This is a genomic window from Photorhabdus laumondii subsp. laumondii, from assembly GCF_003343245.1.
GTDB classification, from domain to species: Bacteria; Pseudomonadota; Gammaproteobacteria; order Enterobacterales; family Enterobacteriaceae; genus Photorhabdus; species Photorhabdus laumondii.
On sequence record NZ_CP024901.1, the window covers coordinates 4,882,116 to 4,906,628 of the forward strand.

Sequence of the window (24,513 nt, forward strand, 5' to 3'; positions counted from 1 at the left end):
TAATCGCAGGTGGGCTATGCTCCTGCACAAGCAAACATGCTTTGTTGGTGCAAACGACGAGCAAACTGACAATCTAAGGTCAACTCTTTCCTACTATGTCCTCGAACCAGTAAAGCTTCCCAATGGTGATGATGACCGGGCACAAACCCTGTACAGGCAAATCCCGCCTGCTGCAAAATTTCCATTGCCTGAAGCGTCCCTTCCCCTACCGGCAGTCTCACATATATCAGTTTGTGTGCCGGTAACTCTGCCACCTCTTTTACCCGCTCGGTTGTCTGCTTTTCTATCCACACTTCCAACCGACGTCCATGATTGGTTATACGGATATCTGCATCAACCAACTCCTCCGGTTGCAGAGGCTCTTGACCAAACACTTGAGTCACCGATGTCAACCACAGTTGCCAACCGGAAGGCCAATGTACCTCTGGAAACGGCCAGCTTTGTAAAGGTAAACAACCCAGTACTATGCTTTCCGGGCGTGCCTGATCAAACGGTGATGTTACATAGTCCGGCAGCAATCCCGTGGTGTGAAACCCCAGATTTTGGGCCAGACGCTGACTATGGTTATGCGACGACACTTGCTTAATTGTGAGGATACTTAACCCCATTTTCTTAGCCTGATCACACAAGTATCGTCCAAGCGCGGTAGCAATACCCTGCCCACGTGCCTGTGGATGTACTGCGATCAACGCCAGTTCAGCGCTTAATGAGCAGTGTTCATCCCGCCACAGTGCGGCATGCCCCAACACGTGTCCATCCTGTACCGCAACAGCGGAATACCACTGTTTTGCCGCGTTATAACGGCCAAGCATGGTAGGTAAATAGACTTCCGGGTAGACATAATCTTCGCCGTAAACAACCCGAAATAACGCACTAATACCGGTAGAATCCTCTTCCCGGAATAATCGAACTAATGGTATTCCTAGATTCATGCTCATGCTGCCTTCTCTTCAGCACCATAACCACGATGATCAACCACCCGCATTAATTTACCGGAGCGTGGATGAGTGACCATATTTTCCAAAGCGCAGTAAGTGACTTCCACATGCAAAAATCCCTGATCACATAACTTTGCCATCGCGGGTTGTGCCGCCAACAATGTCTGATGCACTGATGTTGTCGATGACGCCAGTGATGAATCGCCCGCTAACAAGAGTTCTATCTTATCCATGCCACCCTGACGGCTCAGCAATAACTGCCAAGCCAGTATGCCCTCTTGCTGTTGCAGTAAACGCGCAATATGGTCAGGAAAAATGGACAGCGAGAAAACTCGCACTCGGTGAGCGCTGCCCGCTCGCCCCTGCAAAGCGAATTTGCGACTCGGCTGCCCTGACTCTTCACACCAACAGGCCATGTCACCGGTAGGATAGCGGATAACTGGCATCAAGCGTCGCTGCAGATTGGTCACAACCAACAGGCCATTTTGGCCGGGCACCGTAATCGGCTGACCATTGGATTCGTCAATAATTTCAACAATGGTATCCGTATCAAAAACCCGATGTTCGCCGTAACAGCAATCGGGAGACGCCGCCCCAATGAGGCCCGCATCAACGCTGGCACAACCAACTGAACCAATACGCGCATTAGGAAATACCTGACTCAAGAGTGTCAATTGCTCTGGAAACAGGCTTTCACCGCCGTACAACAGACGATCAATGCCGGGAATAGACTGGCCCCACTGCTGCAAGGTACTGGCAAAACGTAATAGCTGCGCCGTCACGCCGGCCAAAACATTAATCCTCAAGCTGACAATCGCATCGGCCAGTGCCCGATCATCAACTGACCAAGTAAACGGATACTCCACTACCGGCACTGGTGAATAGGACAACGCACCGTGAATAAACAATAAACTGGTATACAAATCACCAGCCACAAACAGATTAGCAACGCGATCACCGGGCTGTAATTGCTGTGCAAGCCCTTGACCAAATGCGCGCACGAAAGCACGCCATTCGCTACAACTGAATACCGACAATCGACCATCACTGGTAGAGCCACCGGTTTTAAAAACATGACCACCGTTAACCGGACCGGTTAATACCGGCCAGTTTTCCAGCGATTGCGATTGCTGCCAATAGTCATCAGGATTGATCAATGGTAGATCAGTTAGCGCCCAACCGGATCGAGGCAGATCACGATAAAGATCCTTAAAAAAAGGTGCATGATTGCGGGCGTATTCAACCAGATCGTGTAATGATAGTGTCATGATTTACCCAAAAAGTAGTATTATTGGTCTCAGAATCGGCTATCCAGCACCAGCGGCGTTTTGCCACTTTGCGGGTGACGATGGAACTGTCCAACAGGTGTCGGGATAACTTCCAATTGAAGCAATCCACCACTGACAACCTGGTTCAGCATCCTATGTTGCAACAGATGCATACGTACCTGCTCAGCATCCCCGTCGGCTAATATATGGATATAATCACAACCACTGGAGCTGTTCCCTACCAACCACTGCACCGGAAACGGCAACCCGGCGGATAATTCGGTTGGGTTCAGAAAAATAGAACCTACCCGCGTCAACACCCCATGACGGCCTCCCAGTTTAAACCGCGGCGTTGGTAACCCGCAGTCGCAGAGATCTGGCAGCCAATAACCTAAGTCGCCTATATCATAACGCTGGACCACCTGCCCTTCCCGCGCCAGAGGGGTAAACACCAGTCGACCGCTTTCCCCTGTCGGAACAGGCTGATCACTATCAAGAGCCAAGATTTCCAACCATTGAATATCAGATAACAGATGGAACTCCCCCTCTTGGCAACAAGCACAAGCATGACCTAACGGACCGGCATCCACGGAACCGTAAATCGCCGAGCGAATTATCTGTACACCAAAACTGGACAGAAACCGACACCGCTCTTCACCAATATGCTCACCGCCAGTAAAAATTTTGCGTATCCCACCATAGGCGCGCAACGCAGCCTCTTCACATTCAAACAGTCGGTGGATAGTGCTTGACATTCCTGCCAGCGTATTGATTCCCTGAGTGACAATAAAGTGCCTGATTTGGCTAAAATCATCGTCTATCGGGCCGCCCATCGGGTAATGCGGCACGGATAATTTATCCAGCACAGTGAAGAAACTCGTCAAACCGCCATACAAGTTACTGCCATAAAACAAATTCATTACCCGGTCTTGGGATGGCTCCAGACCAGCAGCGAACAAACCATCTGCCGCGGCCTGCATTTGACTGTGATAATCTCGATGGCTGAAACCCGCCAACTTTGGCTCGCCGCTACTGCCACCGCTACGAAAAAACACCTGTGCTTTTGCCGTCACACCGCCGTTCTGAAACTTTGCTTTATCCATCACTGGAATCCCTGCCAGTTCCGGCGGATTGGCTGACCCTTTATCTAATGCGACATGTCCCGGCAGTTGCTCAGGTTTTAAGCTGACGGAGACGCGTCGCGCCAGCCGAGTCAATGCGTAAACACCATCATGTGGCTCACCCTCATAGCCATCATGCATAACTCCGGCCTGACATATCCGGCTAACACCGGCGGCCAACAACTGACGACTCAACATCGGCAGCTCTTTTTCTTTCACTATCAGAGCGCAACTTTGCAAATAGGGGCGCCACGGCAACAAAATCTCAACCAATTGTGCACGTGGTGCCGGACGGACTTGCAAAGTACGGTACAACGGTGATGGAGCAAGCTCTTGACGCTGTATCCAGGCGACTCGCCAGCCATTGCCCTCTTCTACCGAACCGCGGAGTTCAGCAAAAGTGTGATCCAACTTCAAAAATGCCATCTGACTGCTGATTTCCGCCGCTTCCTGTATGTCTGTCTGTAAGGCAGGCCATATTGTCGCGCGTCGTGCCAATGCGGCGGCCACAGCACTAACGACTTCCCGTAAAACGTTCTCGTCAGCGCTATCGACCAACAAACACTGTGGACTGGAACACGCTTGTTGGTCAAAACGGCAAACATCATCAGCCAATGCATCGTAATCAGCATCACTGGCAGCCATCGGGTCAAAATAAGCAAAACTGATACGATGTCCCCAATCTATCCAACGGCAACCGGGCCGCAATTGGCTACGGATAGCGGTCAGGGCGCTATTACTGCCCCAGGCGGATACGGCATCAGCACACGCCAGTAATTCTGATAATTGATCAGACGGCAAAGGCAACACAGAGATATAAGGTGCCAACGTGCCGCTCAGGTCATGACGTAGGAATTCAGCCAGTATCTGCGCATTAAGGCCGTGATCACTGCTACTAGGACGTAACCAGTTGACATTACCCACTAGCAAGCTCTCTAACACCGCCATAAATGGCAGTAAAGGCGCGTTGGCCGGCGTAATATGCACCACCAATCCCAATGGTTGCCAAGTTTCAAAACGGGGCTGTGTATAGTCAAAGCGACGCAGAGAAAAGGGCTGTTCTCCCAATTCGTGCCGCAACTTTGCCTCTAAAGAATCGCGATGGCAGAAGTGACGTAACGCAGTGAGGGCGGCGGTATCCAGCGCAAGCTTAACAGCAACATTATCGAGATCATCAACGAAGCGCTCAGCACACGCCAATACCTGTTGTACACTTGGGGGACAAGCCAGCGTCTCAGCCAAATTACCTTTCAGTTCCGCCAATACGCTAGCGGGCTCCAAGTCAGAGATAACCTTACCATTCACTAAATACATTTCAGGACTCCTTTATCAACTCAGAAGCGGCAATCGCACAACTGCGGCTTTTACTGGTACCGGCACGACCCAGTAACTCAAACCAATCGGTAGCTAACTCACAACCACATTCAGCAGCGGGATGCAGCACCGCCAAATCGCTCACCACAATACTGTGTGCCGGGCTGGAAGTGATATAAGGTGATACCAGATGCAGAAAACCTGGCTTACCATAGGGTTGAACCGCCATGTTAGCGGTATCGCGAACATAGGTTCGGGCATAGACCGGCACATGAAAATGGTGATTTCGGCATTCAACATAAGGCACCGGATGCTCCACCGAACCGTAACCATCCCGGCACCGCTCGTCAGGAATACCCAGTTGTTCCCCTAAACGCTGATACAGTAAGGATTTTGGAATAGCTTTATCCGCGTGCGTTTTCCAACCGCCACCTAAAAAGACCAGTGATTCAGGATGCAACTGCACCGGCGGCAACCCCATGTCCTGCATCCGTTCCAGCGTGAACCACAAAAATGCAGGAAAGCCCAAGATCCGCACCGGCAGCCCTTGTGCCGCAAATTCTTGTAAGGATCGGATCACACCAAAAGGATCAAACTCATTGCTTTTTCCATTGTGGCGCAGTGCATAACAGGCTTGGTTTACCGGTGCATATTTGCACAGATATTGATCGGTATACGCGGTTCCCAACGTCACCATACCGGCAGGCTCATAGCTTAGCAGCAAGTAATTACAAGGCTGCTGCGGCGTATTCCAACCGTAATACTCGAAAATCCGTTCAACCATATTTTGAGCTGCACGCATACTACGTGCATCGTAACGCATACGGCTCTTTTGGCCGGTTGTCCCAGAAGAGGTCAGTTCCAATGCATTCCTACCCGTGGTACTGAGCAACAACTGGCGTTTGAAATAATTAGCGAAAATAGGCGGCAAACGCGACCAATCGTCCAGTTTCTCCAGTCTTTCCACTTCCAGACCGTTAGCCTTCAACCACTGAGAATAACCGGGAGTATTTTCACAGTGGTACAGCGTCAACTCACGCATGGCAGCATCAAATAATTGGTCGCAAACGCTATCGACCCGATAAGGATGATCAAGCGCGCAAAGGGCGTCAACATAAGCAAGAGAGGTCAAAAGTCGTCTCCAGAAATTAAAGAAAAAAGGGCATTTACTCCCTTAAAATAATAGGTACGTTATTTCAACCTCCGGCAAATCAATTCCGCCGAAGAAAAAATAATGACATGTTGAATACAACGCCTTAACCAAATAAAAACAGGTCACCGTTCTGGTAAAACTAACATTTAAATTTGTTAATTCCTTGTAAGAAAAATAATAAAAACATAACAATTATGAATTAATAAACACTAATGTAATAAAAAATTTTATATTTAATAACCTTATCAACGAATTTGGACATCATTATTTATGCGTAAATAACAGGTGAAAAAAGTCTATAATCACTCATCAAATATGAATTTATAGTCAATATTTAACATTTGAAAAACAAATAGGATGCTGAGATCTCCATGATATTTACGCAATTAATATTTAGTATAATAATCAACAACGTTATTTCTTTATTCTCGTCAATTTCCCAACAGGTAAAGTCTCTAAACTTGAAGTAAAACCATCAAAAAGTTAAAAATAAAAAACACATTTCTATACCCATGATAGAAATTTGCTTTTATATAATTAATTTACCTATCTTACTAATCATTCATGTTAATATTTCTTTATCAACCATTATAACTCCCGGAAAGAATAAAATATTTCAATAACAACCAAAATAAGAATTGCCAATAAGCAATATTATATATAATGATATTTCAATAAAAAACCAAAAGTTTTTATTTTGCAAATATCTAAAATACACAAAATATAACACTTAATTTTAGCCGCAACCTCCATTTATAACACTATAAATATAACATTTATATTTATAATTGCCGATATCCATGCATTGCTTTACAATTTAACCAATAATTACAATAAAATATTATTTATTTTGTCAAGATAACAAAATAAAATTAACTAATATCTGACTCATAATGTATTTCAATATTAACCCGATGAAATAATCACATTATTTATACCCTATGGATTTCAAGATGGATCGCGAGGGCAAGGGAGCGAATCCCCGGGAGCATAGATAACAATGTGACCGGAATGAATGAGTGCAGCCAACAAAGAAGTAACTTGAAAGATAACGGGTATATTCCAAGCAAAGGTTTAAATCAGTGATACTGATTAAAATATCTGCCAGACAAACTCATCCGAGTTTCGAATATGGACGAATATCAAAAATTATTTAGCCAATAAAATAACTCATATTTACAACAGATAACTATATTTATAGTTAATATTCCCAAAACACAACTAAATGTTAAATAAAGATAAATTGCTTTTCATTTTGTTAAATTCACCTATTAACAGAAAAAACAGCCATAAGCGATAGCAAAAAATCCCAACGCTGTTTTCTACGATACTTGTGTACGTCTACCTATACTTGCTACTGTTGCTCGGTTACAGCAGCGCCGTTGAGCAGCATACTTCTGAATGAGATTATACCCAATGGATTTCAAGATGGATCGCGACGGCAAGGGAGTGAATCCCCGGGAGCATAGATAACGATGTGACCGGGGTGAGCGAGTGCAGCCAACAAAGAGGCAACTTGAAGGATAACGGGTATATTCCTGCTTATCCCCTGAAATCTTGCATACCGCTAGTATCTCAATAGAAAGGTTATCCTCATTATATGGAGAAATGGAACTTAACATTCATTCGCTGCTGTGCAGATAAAAAATTATTTAACACCACAATGAGTTAACACCACAAAGAGGGAAATTATGAACAACTTTGACCCCAAAATTTACCAACACACTCCCACTATCACTGTTCACGATAACCGTGGGCTGGATGTCCGTGAAATCCATTATCACCGAGCTACCGCAGAAAAAAATAGTGATATCCGTATCACCCGTCATCAGTATGATGTTCTCGGACACCTGCACCAAAGTATTGACCCACGCCTGTATGACGCCTGGCAGAAAGATAGCTCGGTAAAACCCAATTTTCTCTGGCAGTATGATTTAACGGGCAGCGTCCTACGTACAGAGAGTGCCGATGCGGGTAATACTGTCACTCTTCATGATATTGAAAACCGTCTGGTCCTGACTGTAACGGCAACGGGTGTCAAGCAGACCCGGCAATATGAAGATAATTCTCTGCCTGGTCGTCTGCTATCCGTAACCGAACAAGAGCCAGACGAAAGGGCATCCCATATCACCGAACGTCTCATCTGGGCTGGAAACACGCCGGCAGAAAAAGAGCAAAATCTTGCTGGTCAGTATGTACATCACTACGATACAGCAGGAGCGACCCAACTGAATCACCTTTCCCTAACCGGAGCGGCTTTATCACAATCCCGTCAGCTACTGGTTGATGGCCAAGAAGCGGATTGGTTCGGCGATGATAAAAAGATCTGGGATAAGAAATTAAGTAACGATGTATACACCACCGAAAACAAGACGGATGCTACCGGCACTCTGTTGACACAAACCGATGCCAAAGGAAACATCCAGCATCTGGCCTATAATGTAGCCGGACAATTGAAAGGAAGCTGGCTAACGGTAAAAGGCCAAAAAGAGCAGATTATCATTAAATCCCTAACCTATTCAGCCGCAGGACAAAAACTACGCGAAGAGCACGGTAACGGTATCATCACCGAATATACTTACGAGCCGGAAACCCAGCGACTAATGGGCATCACAACCCGTCGTTCAACTGATAGCAAGGCTTTACAAGACTTACGTTATGAATATGATCCGGTTGGCAACATAATCAGTCTCCGTAACGATGCAGAAGCGACCCGCTTCTGGCGCAATCAGAAAATGGTGCCAGAGAATATCTATACCTACGATTCCCTGTATCAGCTTATAAGCGCAACAGGGCGCGAAATGGCGAATATCGGCCAGCAGAATCAGAATCTCCCCTCTACAGCACTCCCTTCCGATAACAACACTTATACCAATTACACCCGCACTTATGCCTATGACCGTGGTGGCAACCTGACCCAAATCCGGCATAGCTCACCCGCGAGCCAAAACAACTACACCACAGACATAACCGTCTCGAACCGCAGCAACCGCGCGGTACTGAGTACCTTGACCACTGACCCGACCAAAGTGGATGCATTGTTTCAGGCAGGTGGTCATCAGGAGACATTACTACCGGGACAAAACCTAAACTGGAATGCACGAGGTGAACTACAACAGATGACACCGGTAAAACGGGATAACCTCACTGACCGTGACAGCGACATAGAGTGGTATCGCTATGGCAACGACGGAATGCGGCTGTTAAAAGTCAGTGAACAGCAAATGCAGAATATCCTCCAGCAACGACGAGTCGTTTACCTGTCAGGATTAGAACTACGTACAACACAAAACGGTGATATCACGAAGGAAGAGTTGCAGATTATTACCGTGGGTGAAGCGGGTCGTGCGCAAGTGCGAGTTCTACATTGGGAAAGCGGCAAACCGGAAAACATCAACAATAATCAGGTACGTTACAGTTATGGCAATCTCATTGGCTCCAGCCAGCTTGAGCTAGATAGTGATGGGCAAATTATCAGTCAAGAAGAGTACTATCCATTTGGCGGTACAGCGCTCTGGGCCGCAAGAAACCAGACAGAAGCCAGTTACAAAACGATCCGGTATTCTGGTAAAGAGCGGGATGCCACCGGACTGTATTATTACGGCTATCGGTATTATCAGCCGTGGGTGGGAAGATGGCTAAGTGCTGATCCAGCAGGAACGATAGATGGGCTAAATTTATATCGGATGGTCAGGAATAATCCCATTTCCTATCACGATAATAACGGATTACATCCAAATAGTAATAACAATGGACTAGAACGAAATCATCCACTTTACTATCTGGATTTAGCTGGAGTTTATTATAATGTCAACGATAAAGAAGCAATTTTATCTACACTTAAAAGAAGTTTTGCGGCAACTTCTTGGGGAAACAAAGTCAGTGATAAAACACAAACAATACTTTCCGCCTCAGCAGAATATGGAAATTTAAAACACAAAAAACAAATGGAATATAATAACAAAAAGTTAAATGAGACATCTCCTGATGGTAAATTCAAATATGCGAAAACAAAATTACAAGATCAAGCGGCACATGCCGGGATCGCATTTAACCTGCACCCGATATCCGATAACGAGAAAGAAGGATGGACATTTAATTATAAAGATGAATTTGTTAACTTAAAAGATAAAGAAAAATCCTTAGGAAAAGGAAAATTATTCCCTGGTGTCGAACTCCTGCCGGATAATCCAGAGCACTATAAAGTTCAGAATGTTAGCGAATTTATTTCTGGGATTGAATCCGCCTACAAAAATAATGGAGTAGAGTTACATCCATTTACATCATCATTAATTAAAAAACACATTCTTAAAAATGAAGAGGTTTTACCAATGATGGCGGGAATCGCGGGTCTACATGCTGAAGTTCAGGCAATGAATTTTAGATTTATAAAAGGTGATTTGGATAGTAAGGTAGAAATCGGCTCAAGAAGTAAACGGAGTTATGAAATAGACATGCTTGATTCATATATTTTTACTGAGCGTCTTACAACTAAAGAAAAAGGGAAAGAATTCACTGCATGTTTTAATTGTACAGGTATATTGCAATGGCCAACGAGGGTTATGACAGGAACGATGAGGAGACAATAATTATCCTGATGAATCTCTAATCTGAAAGGAATAACTGAGATTTATGACTAAAGTAAGAGTTTGAAGCGTCATCTCAAAAAACCATATATATTCTATGGATTTCAAGATGGATCGCGACGGCAAGGAAGCGAATCCCCGGGAGCATAGCAAACGATGTGACCGGGGTGAGCGAGTGCAGCCAACAAAGAGGCAACTTGAAAGATAACGGATATAACGCAGTGTTGCCGTCCTATTCTTGGGAATATCTGACGGAAAACTAAGTGAAAAATAGTGAGAAAGAAAAAAGAGGTGAAATTCTTATTTTCTATAAAATCTTTTATTTCTTCGATATTTTCAATGTAAACTTTGAACAACCGATGGCTAACGAGCCAACAGTGACTTCATGAATTTCAACATCATCAAGTTGATAACAAGAGAGTATTTTAGTTATCAACTGGCAGGTAAAATGTATGGCGATATTCATACCAATACACTTTTTCACTCCTACACCAAATGAAAGTGGGCAGCCTTCACGATCAAGCTGAAATTGGTAAGGATGGTCAAAAACCGTGGCATCGAAATTGGCTAATCCGGTATAAAACAGGACTCGATCGCCCTTATTGAAACAGCTATTTTTATATATCAATCTCTCTTTAAATACTCTATTTACCGCAAGAACTGGGCTAGATAAACGATAAGTTTCAGTAACAATACTTTTAATATTATTTTCCGTCACCGTGATTACATGGCTTTTAATATAAAGAAATGTGGCAATGATCAATTGCATCGTCGTTTCATGAGCGGCAATAAATGTTACCGATAGATCAGCCACAAATTTTTCAATATGGATCACATCCTCTGCCCCACCGTTGATGGTTATTTGCCGTAAAACTTGCTGATATATAGCAATAAAAGATTCCGCAATCGATACAAAATGCGCTCTCCCACTCATGCTACCATCAAAGAACATACCGACATTCAGGGCATGAGCAGAAAAGAACGCCGAAGCTTTCAACCCCACTAAAGAAGCAGCCAATAAGTTATTCACTCCCCTTAGATGTTTTGCAGTCAAAAGATCACACTGTTTTAAAGGAGATAAAAGATCATTAGCGATGACTTCAAAATTCATCTCATTAAATTTTCCACGTATAAAACTTACTGCATCAGTATTATATTTATCATCATTAAAAATGAGAGAATTATTAAGATAAAGAATGAATCTGGCAACTCTACTCTGATCTGACGCAGAAAATATTTCCAGCGGAATGCTCAACTTCTTTTTAGTCACATAATCCGAGTTCAGAAAATAAGAGCAGATATCATATGAATAGCAATGCCATATTGCTTGCTTTGCATCGTAAAAAAATCCCTTTCTCTCAGGATCACCTAATCTTACACTATCCATTTTCTTCTTATATTCATTTATTAAAACATTCATCACAGATGCGCCTATGTAAATTTCATCTCTTTGAGTTATAAATTCTCACGCTATTTGACAATAAATATATTTATTGCCATCTATACCCTATGGATTTCAAGATGCTTCGCGACGGCAAGGGCGCGAATCCCCGGGAGCATAGAGAACTATGTGACCGGGGTGAGTGAGTGCAGCCAACAAAGAGGCAACTTGAAAGATGACGGGTATAAAAACCATAAGATATTTCACCGGCTATTATTTTTAGTCTGTTAATCCATTTATAATCAAGAGACCTTTTTTACCATTAATGGCTGACCTCACACTGATATAAACTCACCTCTTATTCTTATATATACCCTATGGATTTCGAGATGCATCGCGACGGCAAGGGAGCGAATCCCCGGGAGCGTAGATAACGATGTGACCGGGGTGAGTGAGTGCAGCCAACAAAGAGGCAACTTGAAAGATAACGGGTATAAAAAATAAAACCGTTCTAACCTATATTCAGGCCACATAATTAAAAACATAACCTCTCAAATAACTCTGCCACATGCCCTCTATTTGTATTTCCATTACGTTTAACAACTCAAAATAATCACCATACAAAATTATCACATTGCTTTTTATTTTTAGTTCAATATGGTTACTTGTGCGCGTTTTTTAACATAAATCGTGATAAATATCACAAAATTTTTCCTCCCCCTAAAGACGAAAAATTAATTAAATCATTAAAATCAACATATTATAAAAATTCATCTCATAATGGCCTATTTTTCCTGCCTGAGATACCAACCCAATAAAATAGCTATTCAAACCATTTTCCGATTCACAATTAACCTTCATTTAATATTCATGTAAAACATTCATGATGATATACTTTATATTCTGTATTTTTACACTAATATAAAAACATATTATATATAATTTCTGACTATTACTCATCATAAATGAAATTAACCCATAGACAACAAACCATCCAGAATAGTAATAAAATACTGTGACTAATAGATCAATAAAAATCACCCATTTTACCCATTAACCAGGAGTTAAAGATGAGAGAATCTGAGGAAAAAGAAAAAGGGGAAATGCTTGAAATTAATAATCATTATTTTTTCGTCATTAATCTTACCAATGAAAACTTAATCGGTGATGTGATTTGGAGCAGCTCTGGAAATACGAGCACTCTCAATGTTGATGGGTTAAATCCAGCAACCGCTTCACTTATCCAAGAATTCTATCCAGAAAGTTGGAAAAATGATTATTGGCAATGGACGGCAAAAGGGAGGAGATATCAATTAAATTGTTATGACAATGATATCTATGTCGCTGTTGTAATTAGCGATTTTGGCATTAGTGTATTACCCACTGGCACCAGCCCGGATGCATGGAAATGGTAGCTTTTCTTCCACTTCATTATTTATGTAAGAAACATGCATCATGTAGAAAATATTAATAGCACTCTTACATAAAGACAAGCTCGCAAGTCGACAAAACAAAGATCGTGATGGCATCACGATCTTTGTTTAATCGAATTAAAATCTTACCCTGAAAAAATTCTTGAACTTTATTATCCACAATCTCAAACCCACCCTATGTTGTTCATTACCCCAGATTACCAAATTAAGTGATTTATACCCGTTATCTTTCAAGTTGCCTCTTTGTTGGCTGCACTCACTCACCCCGGTCACATAGTTATCTATGCTCCCGGGGATTCGTTCCCTTGCCGTCGCAATCCATCTTGAAATCCATAGGGTATATACTACCATTCACAATCGGTACTCTAGGGCTTTTTCCTAATAATTATTCTTGTCCACTCGATCCTTTAAGGGATCTCGTCCCTAATTTTTAGCAAATAAAACCGAATCTTAGCAAACCTAATAAAATCACTAAACTTTTCGAACCCTCAGTATAAATAAAAGTAGAAAGTTCAGATAACCATCAGAATTTACTCTATATTTGCAACTCTATACTTAATAGAAAGAACAATTAAACATGAATAGGATAAATACTCACATAAATTACTCATCCGTAATCATTTATTTAGGATAAATTATTATCAGACAATCCCTCTTTCTCACTCCATTTTTTTAGTAATAATATTCTATCTTGGATATATTTTTCAGACAATACTTCCAGTTTCTCTATTTTCCCTACTTGTAACTTAAGAAAATTATGACTGAATTCACACCAAGAAACTAAAAAGAATTCATTATTGAAAAAGATCGACAGTGGGCAGGTCGTCTTCACAATATGTGTATTATTTAAATCAATAAAAGTTATCACTATTTTTGATTTATGGTATATCGCCCTTCTGATATCAGATAACATTAAGTTATTATTTGTAACTTTGCTGTAACCTTCTGTTTTTACAAACATTGGCGAATAATATAGCTGATCACGCTGTTCTTCAGGCAACACTGCGGCAATCTTAGATATAAAGCTATGAGCAGATTTAGCCAAAACAACATCATTTTGTTCAATAACCCATTTATTGCCCAAAACTAAGGCATCAATTTCATCCATCGTAAACATTAAAGGAGGTAACATGAAGCCCGGCCGTAATATATAGCCCAAACCTGGCTCACCCTCTATATTTGCCCCCTGACTGTTTAGTAAAGCAATATCTCGATAAAGTGTGCGCAAGCTTACATTTAAATCACTAGCGAGTAATTTACCACTGACAGGGTACCTTCTCTGTCTCAAGTATTGCAATAATACGATAAGTCTTTCGGTTCTTGACATTTCCGAACTCCTCATTTTAATAAAAATTAAATAGGATAAGGTTTTACTGAATAAATAATATTGCGTTACTAGCTAGTTACCCAATATATCCGTCATCTTTCAAGTTGCCTCTTTGTTGGCTGCACTCTCTCACCCCGCCCACATCGTTATCTATGCTCCCGGGGATTCGCTCCCTTGCCGTCGCAATCCATCTTGAAATCCATAGGGTATAACTATCTATTCTTAATTATCTATTATGGAACAATATCGAGATTTCTCTATAAAACCATCAACTCGAAATCCTATACTTAATATAGACCTCAATTGTCAGGATTGACGAAAATGCTATTGCCGTCTTACATAATTACCAAACTCTGTCAAGAGTAAATGTTCAATGCATTACGCCGAAACAAGGTTAAAGTAAATATCGAACATCAAACATAGCGCAAATATTTAAAATTTTAATATACTGCTAATTAATACAAAAAATAAAACTTACACTCAACAAGATAACTTATCATAAGTAAATTTACTATGTATTAATGATATAAGAAAACACAAATATTAAAGTCAATTTTCATACTGCCAGTTAATACCTCAGCAGAAAAATTATGGCTTTATTATTCTGACATATCGCTTCGTAATGCCTGGGAAGATGTTTTGATTTTATTACTAATGTAAAATAGCAGTGGAACTAAAAGGCATACCCAAATAGGTTTAACCTTAACTTCTGTTGAAAAAATAAATTTCTTTAGACAAGATGAATAATCCCTAGCTTATCTTTAATTTATTTTTAATATCGAATAACAATATCTCAATTGGTTAATAACTTTATGATCTATACCCGTTATCATTCAAGTTGCCTCTTTGTTGGCTGCACTCTCTCACCCCGGTCACATAGTTCTCTATGCTCCCGGGGATTCTCTCCCTTACCATCGCGATGTATATTGAAATCCATTGGGTATAAAATCAATTAACCTTTTTTATAGCCATTTAGCCAAAATTGTTCACTAACCCAATCTGAAACTTGTATCATATATTCGTTTATTTTATTTAAGCAAACATGAGCCTCTGATTCATAACATAATAACTGGTGATTATCACCCCATAGTTGATCTAATTTTTTCACTTTATCGATCTGAAATATATCATCTAATTCACCATGAACAGTAAAAACCTTGGTTTTACAAGGTAAAGAGATGTCCAATTTAATTTCGTCAAAAATAGACTGCATATGACTATTATCTTGCATAAATGCAAACTGGAAATCTTCTTTAAGCCTTCTTGGCAACTTATCAAACTCTGCTATTTCAGGCCCACCGGATAAATTGACGATACAACAAAATTTATCGCCAATTCTTTGCGCAACGCGTAGAGCAAAATAACCACCAAAACTAATTCCTAAGAAACAAAGAAGATTACTATTAATTCGGGCATCATCTTCTAATAATTTAACTATAGAGCTAACATATAATTCCATATCAATAGCTATTGGTGATTTCCCAAGATTTATTCCCTGCCCTGGTCCATCAAATATAGCTACCGCCATATTTTTCCCTAAGAAAAACTCGGCCAAAGATAATATTTCAATTTCAGTCATTGAATCCAATCCATTGGATAAAATAACACAAGGCAAAGGATGATTCTCTTCTTCTTTATACCCTTTAGGGAATATAAGGAAGAACGGCATATGAAATTTATCGACGACAATATATTGGTGGTCAACCAGCAAATCACTATATTTTATACTAGATAAAAAACATGAACGAATATACTCTCTGAGCTGTATCTTTCTACTCCTATCACTAAAATACATAAATTCTGCCCAATGATAACAGGCAGCGGCACTCCTCAAAGCACGAACATGACTAACTTCACTCTTAGCCGAGTTAGCGATATTAATATAGCTATCACCCACTTTTGACCAATTAATCATCCATTCATACCAAAACTCTTCAGAGGATAAGTCTAAGTTTCCCGCTGGAAAATGACTCAATGCCGCAACAACATCTCCCCAATGAACTTGGGGAGCATATTGAGAATTTAAGAAGAATATTCTTGGCATAAAATAACCACAAGTAGCAAGAAGTTCTGGCGAAATTCTATTGGGTTTATTTTTATTATTCATCTTATTTTCCTTTAAGTTACTAAATACGAGTGTCTAACCACTCTTTGCAAGCAAAAACCATTTTTTTACTATTTTCTGAAATAGCATTTTTTACTATCTCTCGTTGTTTTTCTTTATCTTCCGTACCAAATTTAACTGCACATAATTCATAATTTAACTCAACATCATGGCTAGAAACAATGTACGAACCACTCCCTTTACTCAATATCTGCCATGAACCACTATGAGACTTTAATACTAAAGGCGGCTCTGGTTGAAAATATTCAATCAATAAATTATCCACATCACAGAATCGTATACTACGGAAAGTCTCATTTCCATTTGGTGTTGATACTTCCATATTAAATTCTTGATGTTTATCATCATTATAAATGACTTTTACTGAATCACAATGCGGTAATATCTTGCTCCAGTCATCGATATTTAAAAAGATCTTATAAACATCATCAACCTGATGAGGAATATAATATCCCGCTGAGAAAGTTAATAAATTTGATTTTTTATGACTTTCTACCTGACTCTTTATACTATCCATCTCCATTCGAGTATTATCATTGATAAATGAGATAATAAAGGAATTAGCCTGGTCATGATTATCAATACCATCAACGATACCACTGACATCTTCTAATAAACCCCAGTTCCTTTGTACCGTTAGAATACAGCGTTGATCATTAATAGGAATAATTTGCCATCTGCCATTCATTGTTTTTAATAATGGCATCGGTGTAGGCATAACATAATCAACCCGGTAAATAGTATCAAAATAATATCGCTGCGTTTGCCAACTTACTGCTTTATTATTTTGTTTTGCTTTGATTTCAACTAATTCTTCATTACCTGATCTCTTTAAAACTTCTGCACCATCACAGAATGAAAAAATACCTGTCCAACAAGAGACATCTTTAACTAAAGTATAAACCTGCTGTGCCGGCACCTCACATACGACTGAATGAGTAATCGTTCCTGTTAATACTTTTTCCGATCCCTCCGTTGATTCGACGATATTTTTTATATTATTGAGCTCTTTAACTGAATTGGTATCAATAGCTTTACTAATAAATTGGTGCGCCTGCTCTATTGTTTCAACACCATCAATTAACCCGGCTACTTCAGACTCAAGATCATATAAATGCTCCAACAACAGTACACATTGCTGAGAATTGATTTTAATTACGCGCCATGACGTTTCCATTTCTTTAACTAATGTCATTGGGGGATTCAGTTTTGATTTTATACTGAATGTTTCTGGATAAAATTTACGATTTGATTCCCACTGCATTAATATACCGTTAATTAAGGCTTTAATTTCTATTTTTTCACCTTCTTTATCCCTAAAGAGAGTTTTTACTTCCTGGCAAGGTTCAAACATTCCTGGCCATTTATCAGAATTAATAATAATTTCATATACATCTTCTATCTGAGCATTACAAATAATTGAATGTGATTCTACATAATTCATTATTGATTCCTCAATGTAAATAGTTTTTTAGGATCGATTGACTTAATTAACTCTGCTTTCAATATCTTATCATTATGGCTTTTTGGAAAGTATTCATCAGTAACATAGAACCAATCCGGCCATTTTTCTCTACTGAGTTTACGACTTAAAAATGATGAAATAATATCTTCAATTTCAGGTAATGATTTCTTCGATATCTCGCCACTCATGCAGGCAACCGGTTGATCAATAGCAACACCATTTTCATGGAAAGAAAAACCAACAACCGTAGCCACATTCACATTGGGTATTCGGGATAAAATAGATTCAACTTCTTCAGGATAAATTCTATGTCCGTTAGCACTCATAAAAGTATTTTGCTTACGTCCTTTTAAGACTAAATAACCCTCTTCATCTATATAACCGAGATCACCAGTGGCAAACCACTCATCAGGAGGTGTTATTTCTCCAGAAAGGACATCATAATATCCTTCCATAATACTTTCACCCCTTATTATAATTTCTCCAATATTATCAGATGAGCCTATAATAGGTTTAACCGCTACCGCCAATGTATTATCAATTTTGCCAACACAATAAATTGAATTGAGATATCTTTTATCACGATGATCTTGCTCATCTACCCAACAAAAAGGACCATAAGTTTCACTTAACCCATATCCCTGCATCCATTCACAGCCAATTAATTGACGCCCTTTCTCCAGTACGCTAGGCGGCATCGCTGCGGCACCATAAGCAACAACTTGTAAGTCAGAGAGATCGATATTATGTTCTGCGGTTGATTTAACGAATAACTTCATCGACTCTGGGCGTAACATAATATGAGTGATTTTATTACGAGAAAGATAATCAGGCCATCTCTCTACATTTCTGTCTTCCGGTATAAAAAGTGTTGATTGATGTAATAATGAACCGAAAGAAAAAATCACTCCCGTTGTATTATTCAACAAACCTGACATAAATATTTTAGCATCTTGAGTGAATTTTAATTTCTCTGTCACCGAATAAATTCGTCGACAAACTAATGATTCTGAAATACTAATGGCTTTCGGTTTACCTGTACTACCACTGGTGAACAGGACAATAAAGTTAGCAATAGATTGCGGAGAATAAGTTATTATTGGGATTTCCGCGATATCATCACTGACCCGGATCTTATGATCTGAAATATCAATCACATTAATGTTGTTTTCTTTTAATCTTCCAACAAAATGTTTATCTTTCTTAAGGTAAACCACAAAATCGTATTGCACTTCATTGGTAAAATTAATCCATTCATCGATTGTCGCTGATGATAAATTATAGGGCATTAATAAATGCAACCCCATAGCACTAGCCGCAGCTAAAAAGAAAATACCTAATTCATCATGTTCAAATATGACAATGACTTTACTACCTTTTTGAACACCTCGACTAAGTAAATCATCAATTAAATGGGAAACAGAAGATATTACCTCTTTTCTTGTATAGTGATAATCCTTAGTGATAATACAATCATGATGTAAGTTATCACGCCCTGAATGTAACAACATAGAGATTAGTTTCATTTCTGTTTCCCTTTAATTAGCAGTTAATTTTTATCGTTTAAACTTGATGAGACGAAATCAAGGACTGCTCTTCCTGTTTCCCAATGACTGAATTGACTTTTCGTCACGGAAATACCGAACTCTTTCTCAATCTCTTTTGCCAAGTCAGCTAATTCCGTAGAATCCATATCATAGGCATCAGCAAGGTTTGCATCCATATTGAAATCATCAATATTAATGTTAAGAAAAAGAGACAAAATCGTTTTTATTTTTACTTCTGGATGATTATTCATATATTTTTCCTCGCGTACTTACATATTTTAGAGATTAAATAGCTGAAAAACTCAACGCACACACATGACCTTGATTACTAAAGCGCTGAATGATTATTTGGTTAGTATTTGAAAACTCATTGATTTTTTTAGATTGTTGTTCCTCATCCCCATGACTTTCTGACAAGAATGATGACGCCAGGACTGAATCAATCACGCCACTGACTGAAAATTGATTATCCAAATAGGGCCTCAGATTTATAAATGATGTTTTTATCTCTTTATTTGAGAAAGCCTTACTCGTTATTTCTTTTTCATCATCATATATTCCATCCATAATAAATACAGCATTTTCATTATGGTTGAACAGTTCAGCGGTATATTCTAAGGTGTTATTTCTAGTATTTTTATCCGGTGCAAAATAATCAACAAAGCCGGTTAATTCACACAATATCGAAGCACCACGTTCTAAAGCATGTTGTCTCTCTTCCAGCACCAGAAATGCCGCGCCTTCGGAAAAGTCTCCTGGCTGTTTTTCGCCAAAAACCTCAGAGTGTTTCTGGCTTGACGTTTTCTCCAGTAAATTTTTAACTAATGGGCTGGAAAGATGTTCTGACGCACCACATAACATCACTTCCGCAACACCATTAGAAATTGCTTCCGCCGCATAGCCTATTGCTTGCATCCCTGCCACATCGGAGGTGGAAAACGTTTTAGATTGCGCACTAAAACCATAAAGCAGTGACAATTGCCCTTGAAGTGCCGCAGGGAACCATGCCGTGGCAACATAAGGCCCCATTCCCTTTATGCCTTCAATATGGAGCGCTTTAACTTCATCCTCAATATGTTGCCATCCACCAAAACAGTTTCCGACATATATGCCAACGCGATTAGGATCAAGCTTATCGACATCCAATCTACTCGCTTTTAATGCCATTTCAACGGCAACGATACCATAAACCGAAAATTCATCAATTTTACGTCTTAAGCGGTTATTGATATATTTCGCGCCATCGAAATCACTCAATGTCCTTATTATAGAACTTGCGGTGGTATTGTTTTTCGATTCTTGTCCCAATAACTTCTGAATGACTTTTGATTTTATGGCAGTGACATCATTGCCATCAGGATGTATTGCACCAACACCGGTAACGACAACTCTTTTACGCATTGTCTACTGCCCTCATAACAATAACACTGTGAATACCAGAAAAACCACTTGATAATTTTAACGCGGTCTTAATTGGATATGAGCAACCTTGATTAGGAATATAATCTAAATCGCAATCAGGATCCGGCGTTTGATAATTAATTGTTGGGTGAACATACTGCTTTTCTATTTCAAGACATAATGCTACAGACTCGATCGCATTAGCGGCGGCTAAAGCATGACCTGTCATTGACTTTAATGAGTTAATTGGAATACCAAATGCACTTTCACCCAAAACAAATTTAATCGCATTTGATTCGTTAATATCATTTTGCGCTGTAGAACTGCCATGAGCACTAATATAATTTACCGTTGATGGCGATATCTGGGCATCCTTCAATGCCATATCAATGCATCGTGCCATTGCCATGCCATCCGCGGGCAAGTCAGTCATATGATAAGCATTATTGACGGATGCGTACCCTGCTAATTCAGCATAGATATGTGCTCCACGCTGCTTAGCGTGTTCATAAGACTCTAAAATTAATATTCCACACCCTTCTGCAATCACAAATCCATCCCGCTCAAGGGAAAAAGGACAAGTTGCTGCTTGCTGATTTTCCAACTCTCTTGATGATAGCGCCCCTAAAGCTTCAAAAGAGCCGATAGAGAGTGGACAAAGTGGCGCTTCACTTGCACCAGCCAGCATAATATCCGCTCTGCCATAACGGATATGCTCCATCGCAATGCCTAATGCATCAAGCCCTGCCGCACATCCGGTTGATATGTTACTGACGGACATAGATGCACCATATTTTTTCGCAACAGAGGTTGCGGCAGAGCTGAAATCAAAGCTGTCGTAATCTTCTGATTTAATTAAATCAGGGTGAATATTCTCTTTGCCCCCTTTGGTGATTCTGAGTAAACACTCTTCCATTCCCGCAGCATCGGCAATCGCTGTCGCTATCGCAACACCAAAACGTCGACCATCAATGTCTGAGGGTCTTAAATTTGCATCTTGCATCGCCATCTCAGCGGCATCTAGCGCAAACTGGAGATATTTACGCTCACTTTTCAGAACAAACTCTTTGTTATTGCCATCACTACCGTAAACTTGTCCTATTGCTCCGCTTTTAAAGCCAAATCTTTCTCTTCCCCACTCATATTTACTCACTCCCGATTTCCCGTTATGAATATTGTTCCAAAATTCATTAACGCCAACACCTGTCGGTGCAACAACACCTAGCCCTGTCACCACAACTCTACGTGGTTGAGATTCATTTCTGTTATTTATTATCACAATAATTATCTCGATAGAAATAGAATAAACATTTACTCAGGCAAATTTTATTAATATAAAACTTACCCATTTTCATTTAAGAAAATCGTTATCTGCAAGTAGTGATATTAAACTACTTTATCTATAAAATTATATTTGTCATATATATTTGATTTTTATCTCCTAACCAAATTTCTTGAAAATAAGCACCAAACCATAATTCCACTTTAATATCCATTTGGTTATTTCACTGATTTTTCATCTATTTAAACTGCAAGAATAATATGAATGTTTCAGGTTAAACCAAACTAAGTTAACTCCCTTCGATCTACATATGGATAGAGTAACTAAGCGTTTTCTTAATGACTCAATTTACTCTTAAAAATCATCCAGAAAGGAGATGACAAATTTATTATTATAGAACTGATATATTCACTCACAGTACAATATAGCCAAACAACATAGCAAAGATAATATATCTTTTTCTAGCTTATACCCGTTATCCTTCAAGTTGCCTCTTTGTTAGCTGCACTCGCTCACCCCGGTCACATCGTTATCTATGCTCCCGGGGATTCACTCCCTTGCCGTCGCGATCCATCTTGAAATCCATTGGGTATATGAAATCTCTTTTCTGCTCATATTCTCCCCGTCTGACCCTATAATGACATATTATTATAATATTGCGACCACTCGACTCCATGAAGCATCTGCTTTCTCTAATTTTATTGGAAAACAGCACACTTTAAATCCATAAGGTTTAGGAATACTGGTTAAATTACAAAGCCGTTCTATCTGTAAATAAGGGTGATCCCGCCCGATAAAATGAGATGGCCATAAGCAATCTTTATTCCCCGTTTTTTTATAATCGTTAATCATCTCTATGAATGGCCGATCAAAGCTAAATGCATCTGTCCCAATAATCTTTACCCCTTGCTCTACTAACCATTGAACAGCACTGCTTTCAATCGCTTTATAGTGAGTAAAATAGGATTTTTCCCCCAGGAGTTTATCCGCTCCAGTATTGATCAGGACAATATCATTTTCTTTTATTTTATAATTAATTTTCTTTAATTGGTTTTCTACCGCCTGTTTATCAATTGATTGATTATCATGACTAAAATCAAGTAATACACCGTGGCTATAAAACCAATCCAAAGGAATATCAGTAATTGTTGCTGGCTGATCTTGCCCTTTATGCCACCCATAGTGATAGGGAGCATCAATATGCGTTCCAGTATGCGTGGTCAATCGATAATACATCAGTGATAATCCCATACCATCAGGAAAATCATTGTGATCAATGATCCACTTTTTGCGTTTAAACAGTTTTACAAAGGCTCTTTTCCACCATGAATTGGTATGGAAATATAAATAACTTTCACCTAATTTATTAGCGCCCTCTTTATGATCAACGACTCCTCTAGTTACTTTCTCAGGTTCCCAAAAATCACAATCTATAGGAACACTTAAGTCAATAATATTACTCATCTTTGTTCCTTATAATCTCGAAATAGTTTATTTCCTTGATATTTGGTGTAGAAATTACCTTCTTTTGAGATAATGCACAAACAAATTGCTGATGATGAATCAATAATGTGCTCGCCTCTAATTCTTTCATATCTTTAACAGAATCAGAGTTATTAGCCAATAATTTCTCATGTAAAGTCGAAGCAAATAATTTAATATATGCTTCAAGTCTAACCCAACAGTATAATGACATTAAGTGATAATAGTTTTTAAATCCGGGACTCACTCCTGATAGTTGTTTTAACATTATACCTTTTATATATTCCAACTCCTTATCCTTAATAAAACGTTCAATAATTTCAGAAAATTTTATCTTAGAAGGAGTGACTTCAATATCAACACCTATTTCTCTTGAGCTAAACCCGATGGCGCAATAGTTTCCTGATGCACTCAGAGAAAAATAATATTTGAAGTCTTGCTCCGTGGATATATAAGGTTTACCGTTATCATTCGTTATGATTTCATAATCAGATAAATATTGATTTAAAACATAACGTAACGCAGCCCGTCTAAATATAAATTTTTTTCTTCTATCCGCTAAACAAATTTGGTTATGGCGAACGATATCAGACCGGTGAATTAACTGTTCAATAGAAGATAAATCAATATCGTCGATTTTTATAATCCAAAGATCAGAAAAATCAGATGATAAAGAAATATCGTCCATGA

Annotated in this window: 16 protein-coding genes; 2 read left to right on the forward strand and 14 right to left on the reverse strand. The window is 39.6% G+C overall.

The window, feature by feature from the left end; genetic code table 11:
- Positions 1-14: 14 nt before the first annotated feature.
- From PluTT01m_RS21430 to PluTT01m_RS21445, 4 genes are read right to left on the reverse strand one after another with little or no spacing between them, the layout of a single operon-like run.
- The gene (locus PluTT01m_RS21430; protein ID WP_011148282.1) at positions 15-938 is read right to left on the reverse strand and encodes a GNAT family N-acetyltransferase; all 924 of its coding nucleotides are present in this window, start codon (positions 936-938) and stop codon (positions 15-17) included.
- Complete coding sequence (locus PluTT01m_RS21435) at positions 935-2,206, reverse strand: phenylacetate--CoA ligase family protein (RefSeq protein ID WP_011148283.1); 1,272 nt, start codon at positions 2,204-2,206, stop codon at positions 935-937. Before PluTT01m_RS21435 ends, PluTT01m_RS21430 begins: the two co-directional genes overlap by 4 nt.
- Before the next feature lie 29 nt (positions 2,207-2,235).
- On the reverse strand, positions 2,236-4,641 hold the full coding sequence (locus PluTT01m_RS21440) for an acyl-CoA reductase (protein ID WP_011148284.1): 2,406 nt from the start codon (positions 4,639-4,641) through the stop codon (positions 2,236-2,238).
- A gap of 1 nt (position 4,642) precedes the next feature.
- Positions 4,643-5,773: a LuxE/PaaK family acyltransferase gene (locus PluTT01m_RS21445; protein WP_011148285.1), complete on the reverse strand. Its 1,131-nt coding sequence runs from the start codon at positions 5,771-5,773 to the stop codon at positions 4,643-4,645.
- A gap of 1,712 nt (positions 5,774-7,485) precedes the next feature.
- Here PluTT01m_RS21445 and PluTT01m_RS21450 point away from each other — a divergent pair.
- Positions 7,486-10,383 carry a YwqJ-related putative deaminase gene (locus tag PluTT01m_RS21450; protein WP_011148286.1) on the forward strand — a complete coding sequence of 966 codons (2,898 nt, stop codon included), beginning with the start codon at positions 7,486-7,488 and terminating at the stop codon, positions 10,381-10,383.
- A 316-nt stretch (positions 10,384-10,699) separates the two neighbouring features.
- Here PluTT01m_RS21450 and PluTT01m_RS21460 read toward each other — a convergent pair whose 3' ends face one another.
- Complete coding sequence (locus PluTT01m_RS21460) at positions 10,700-11,800, reverse strand: cytochrome P450 (RefSeq protein ID WP_049789799.1); 1,101 nt, start codon at positions 11,798-11,800, stop codon at positions 10,700-10,702.
- Between the two features lie 1,031 nt (positions 11,801-12,831).
- Here PluTT01m_RS21460 and PluTT01m_RS21465 point away from each other — a divergent pair.
- A complete protein-coding gene (locus tag PluTT01m_RS21465) occupies positions 12,832-13,176 on the forward strand; it encodes a hypothetical protein (RefSeq protein WP_011148288.1) in 345 nt (114 codons plus the stop codon).
- A 643-nt stretch (positions 13,177-13,819) separates the two neighbouring features.
- Here the strand turns inward: PluTT01m_RS21465 and PluTT01m_RS21470 are convergent.
- The 9 genes from PluTT01m_RS21470 to PluTT01m_RS21510 form a co-directional block, all read right to left on the reverse strand.
- Complete coding sequence (locus PluTT01m_RS21470) at positions 13,820-14,521, reverse strand: helix-turn-helix transcriptional regulator (protein WP_011148289.1); 702 nt, start codon at positions 14,519-14,521, stop codon at positions 13,820-13,822.
- A gap of 952 nt (positions 14,522-15,473) precedes the next feature.
- Positions 15,474-16,628, reverse strand: coding sequence for an alpha/beta hydrolase family protein (locus PluTT01m_RS21475; RefSeq protein ID WP_011148290.1), 1,155 nt, complete (start codon positions 16,626-16,628; stop codon positions 15,474-15,476).
- Positions 16,629-16,647: 19 nt separating this feature from the next.
- Positions 16,648-18,090, reverse strand: coding sequence for an SRPBCC family protein (locus PluTT01m_RS21480; RefSeq protein ID WP_011148291.1), 1,443 nt, complete (start codon positions 18,088-18,090; stop codon positions 16,648-16,650).
- A complete protein-coding gene (locus tag PluTT01m_RS21485) occupies positions 18,090-19,637 on the reverse strand; it encodes a class I adenylate-forming enzyme family protein (protein ID WP_011148292.1) in 1,548 nt (515 codons plus the stop codon). Before PluTT01m_RS21485 ends, PluTT01m_RS21480 begins: the two co-directional genes overlap by 1 nt.
- A gap of 23 nt (positions 19,638-19,660) precedes the next feature.
- Positions 19,661-19,909 carry an acyl carrier protein gene (locus PluTT01m_RS21490; RefSeq protein ID WP_011148293.1) on the reverse strand — a complete coding sequence of 83 codons (249 nt, stop codon included), beginning with the start codon at positions 19,907-19,909 and terminating at the stop codon, positions 19,661-19,663.
- 34 nt (positions 19,910-19,943) lie between these two features.
- Entirely contained in the window at positions 19,944-21,059 is a 1,116-nt protein-coding gene (locus PluTT01m_RS21495) for a beta-ketoacyl synthase N-terminal-like domain-containing protein (RefSeq protein ID WP_011148294.1), read from the reverse strand.
- The gene (locus PluTT01m_RS21500) at positions 21,052-22,338 is read right to left on the reverse strand and encodes a beta-ketoacyl-[acyl-carrier-protein] synthase family protein (protein WP_011148295.1); all 1,287 of its coding nucleotides are present in this window, start codon (positions 22,336-22,338) and stop codon (positions 21,052-21,054) included. The genes PluTT01m_RS21495 and PluTT01m_RS21500 overlap by 8 nt, the downstream gene beginning before the upstream one ends.
- Positions 22,339-22,989: 651 nt before the next feature.
- Complete coding sequence (locus PluTT01m_RS21505; protein WP_011148296.1) at positions 22,990-23,805, reverse strand: cyclase family protein; 816 nt, start codon at positions 23,803-23,805, stop codon at positions 22,990-22,992.
- Positions 23,798-24,511 (reverse strand): 4'-phosphopantetheinyl transferase family protein, encoded by a 714-nt coding sequence (locus PluTT01m_RS21510; RefSeq protein WP_011148297.1) that lies wholly within the window; start codon positions 24,509-24,511, stop codon positions 23,798-23,800. Before PluTT01m_RS21510 ends, PluTT01m_RS21505 begins: the two co-directional genes overlap by 8 nt.
- Positions 24,512-24,513 lie beyond the last annotated feature (2 nt).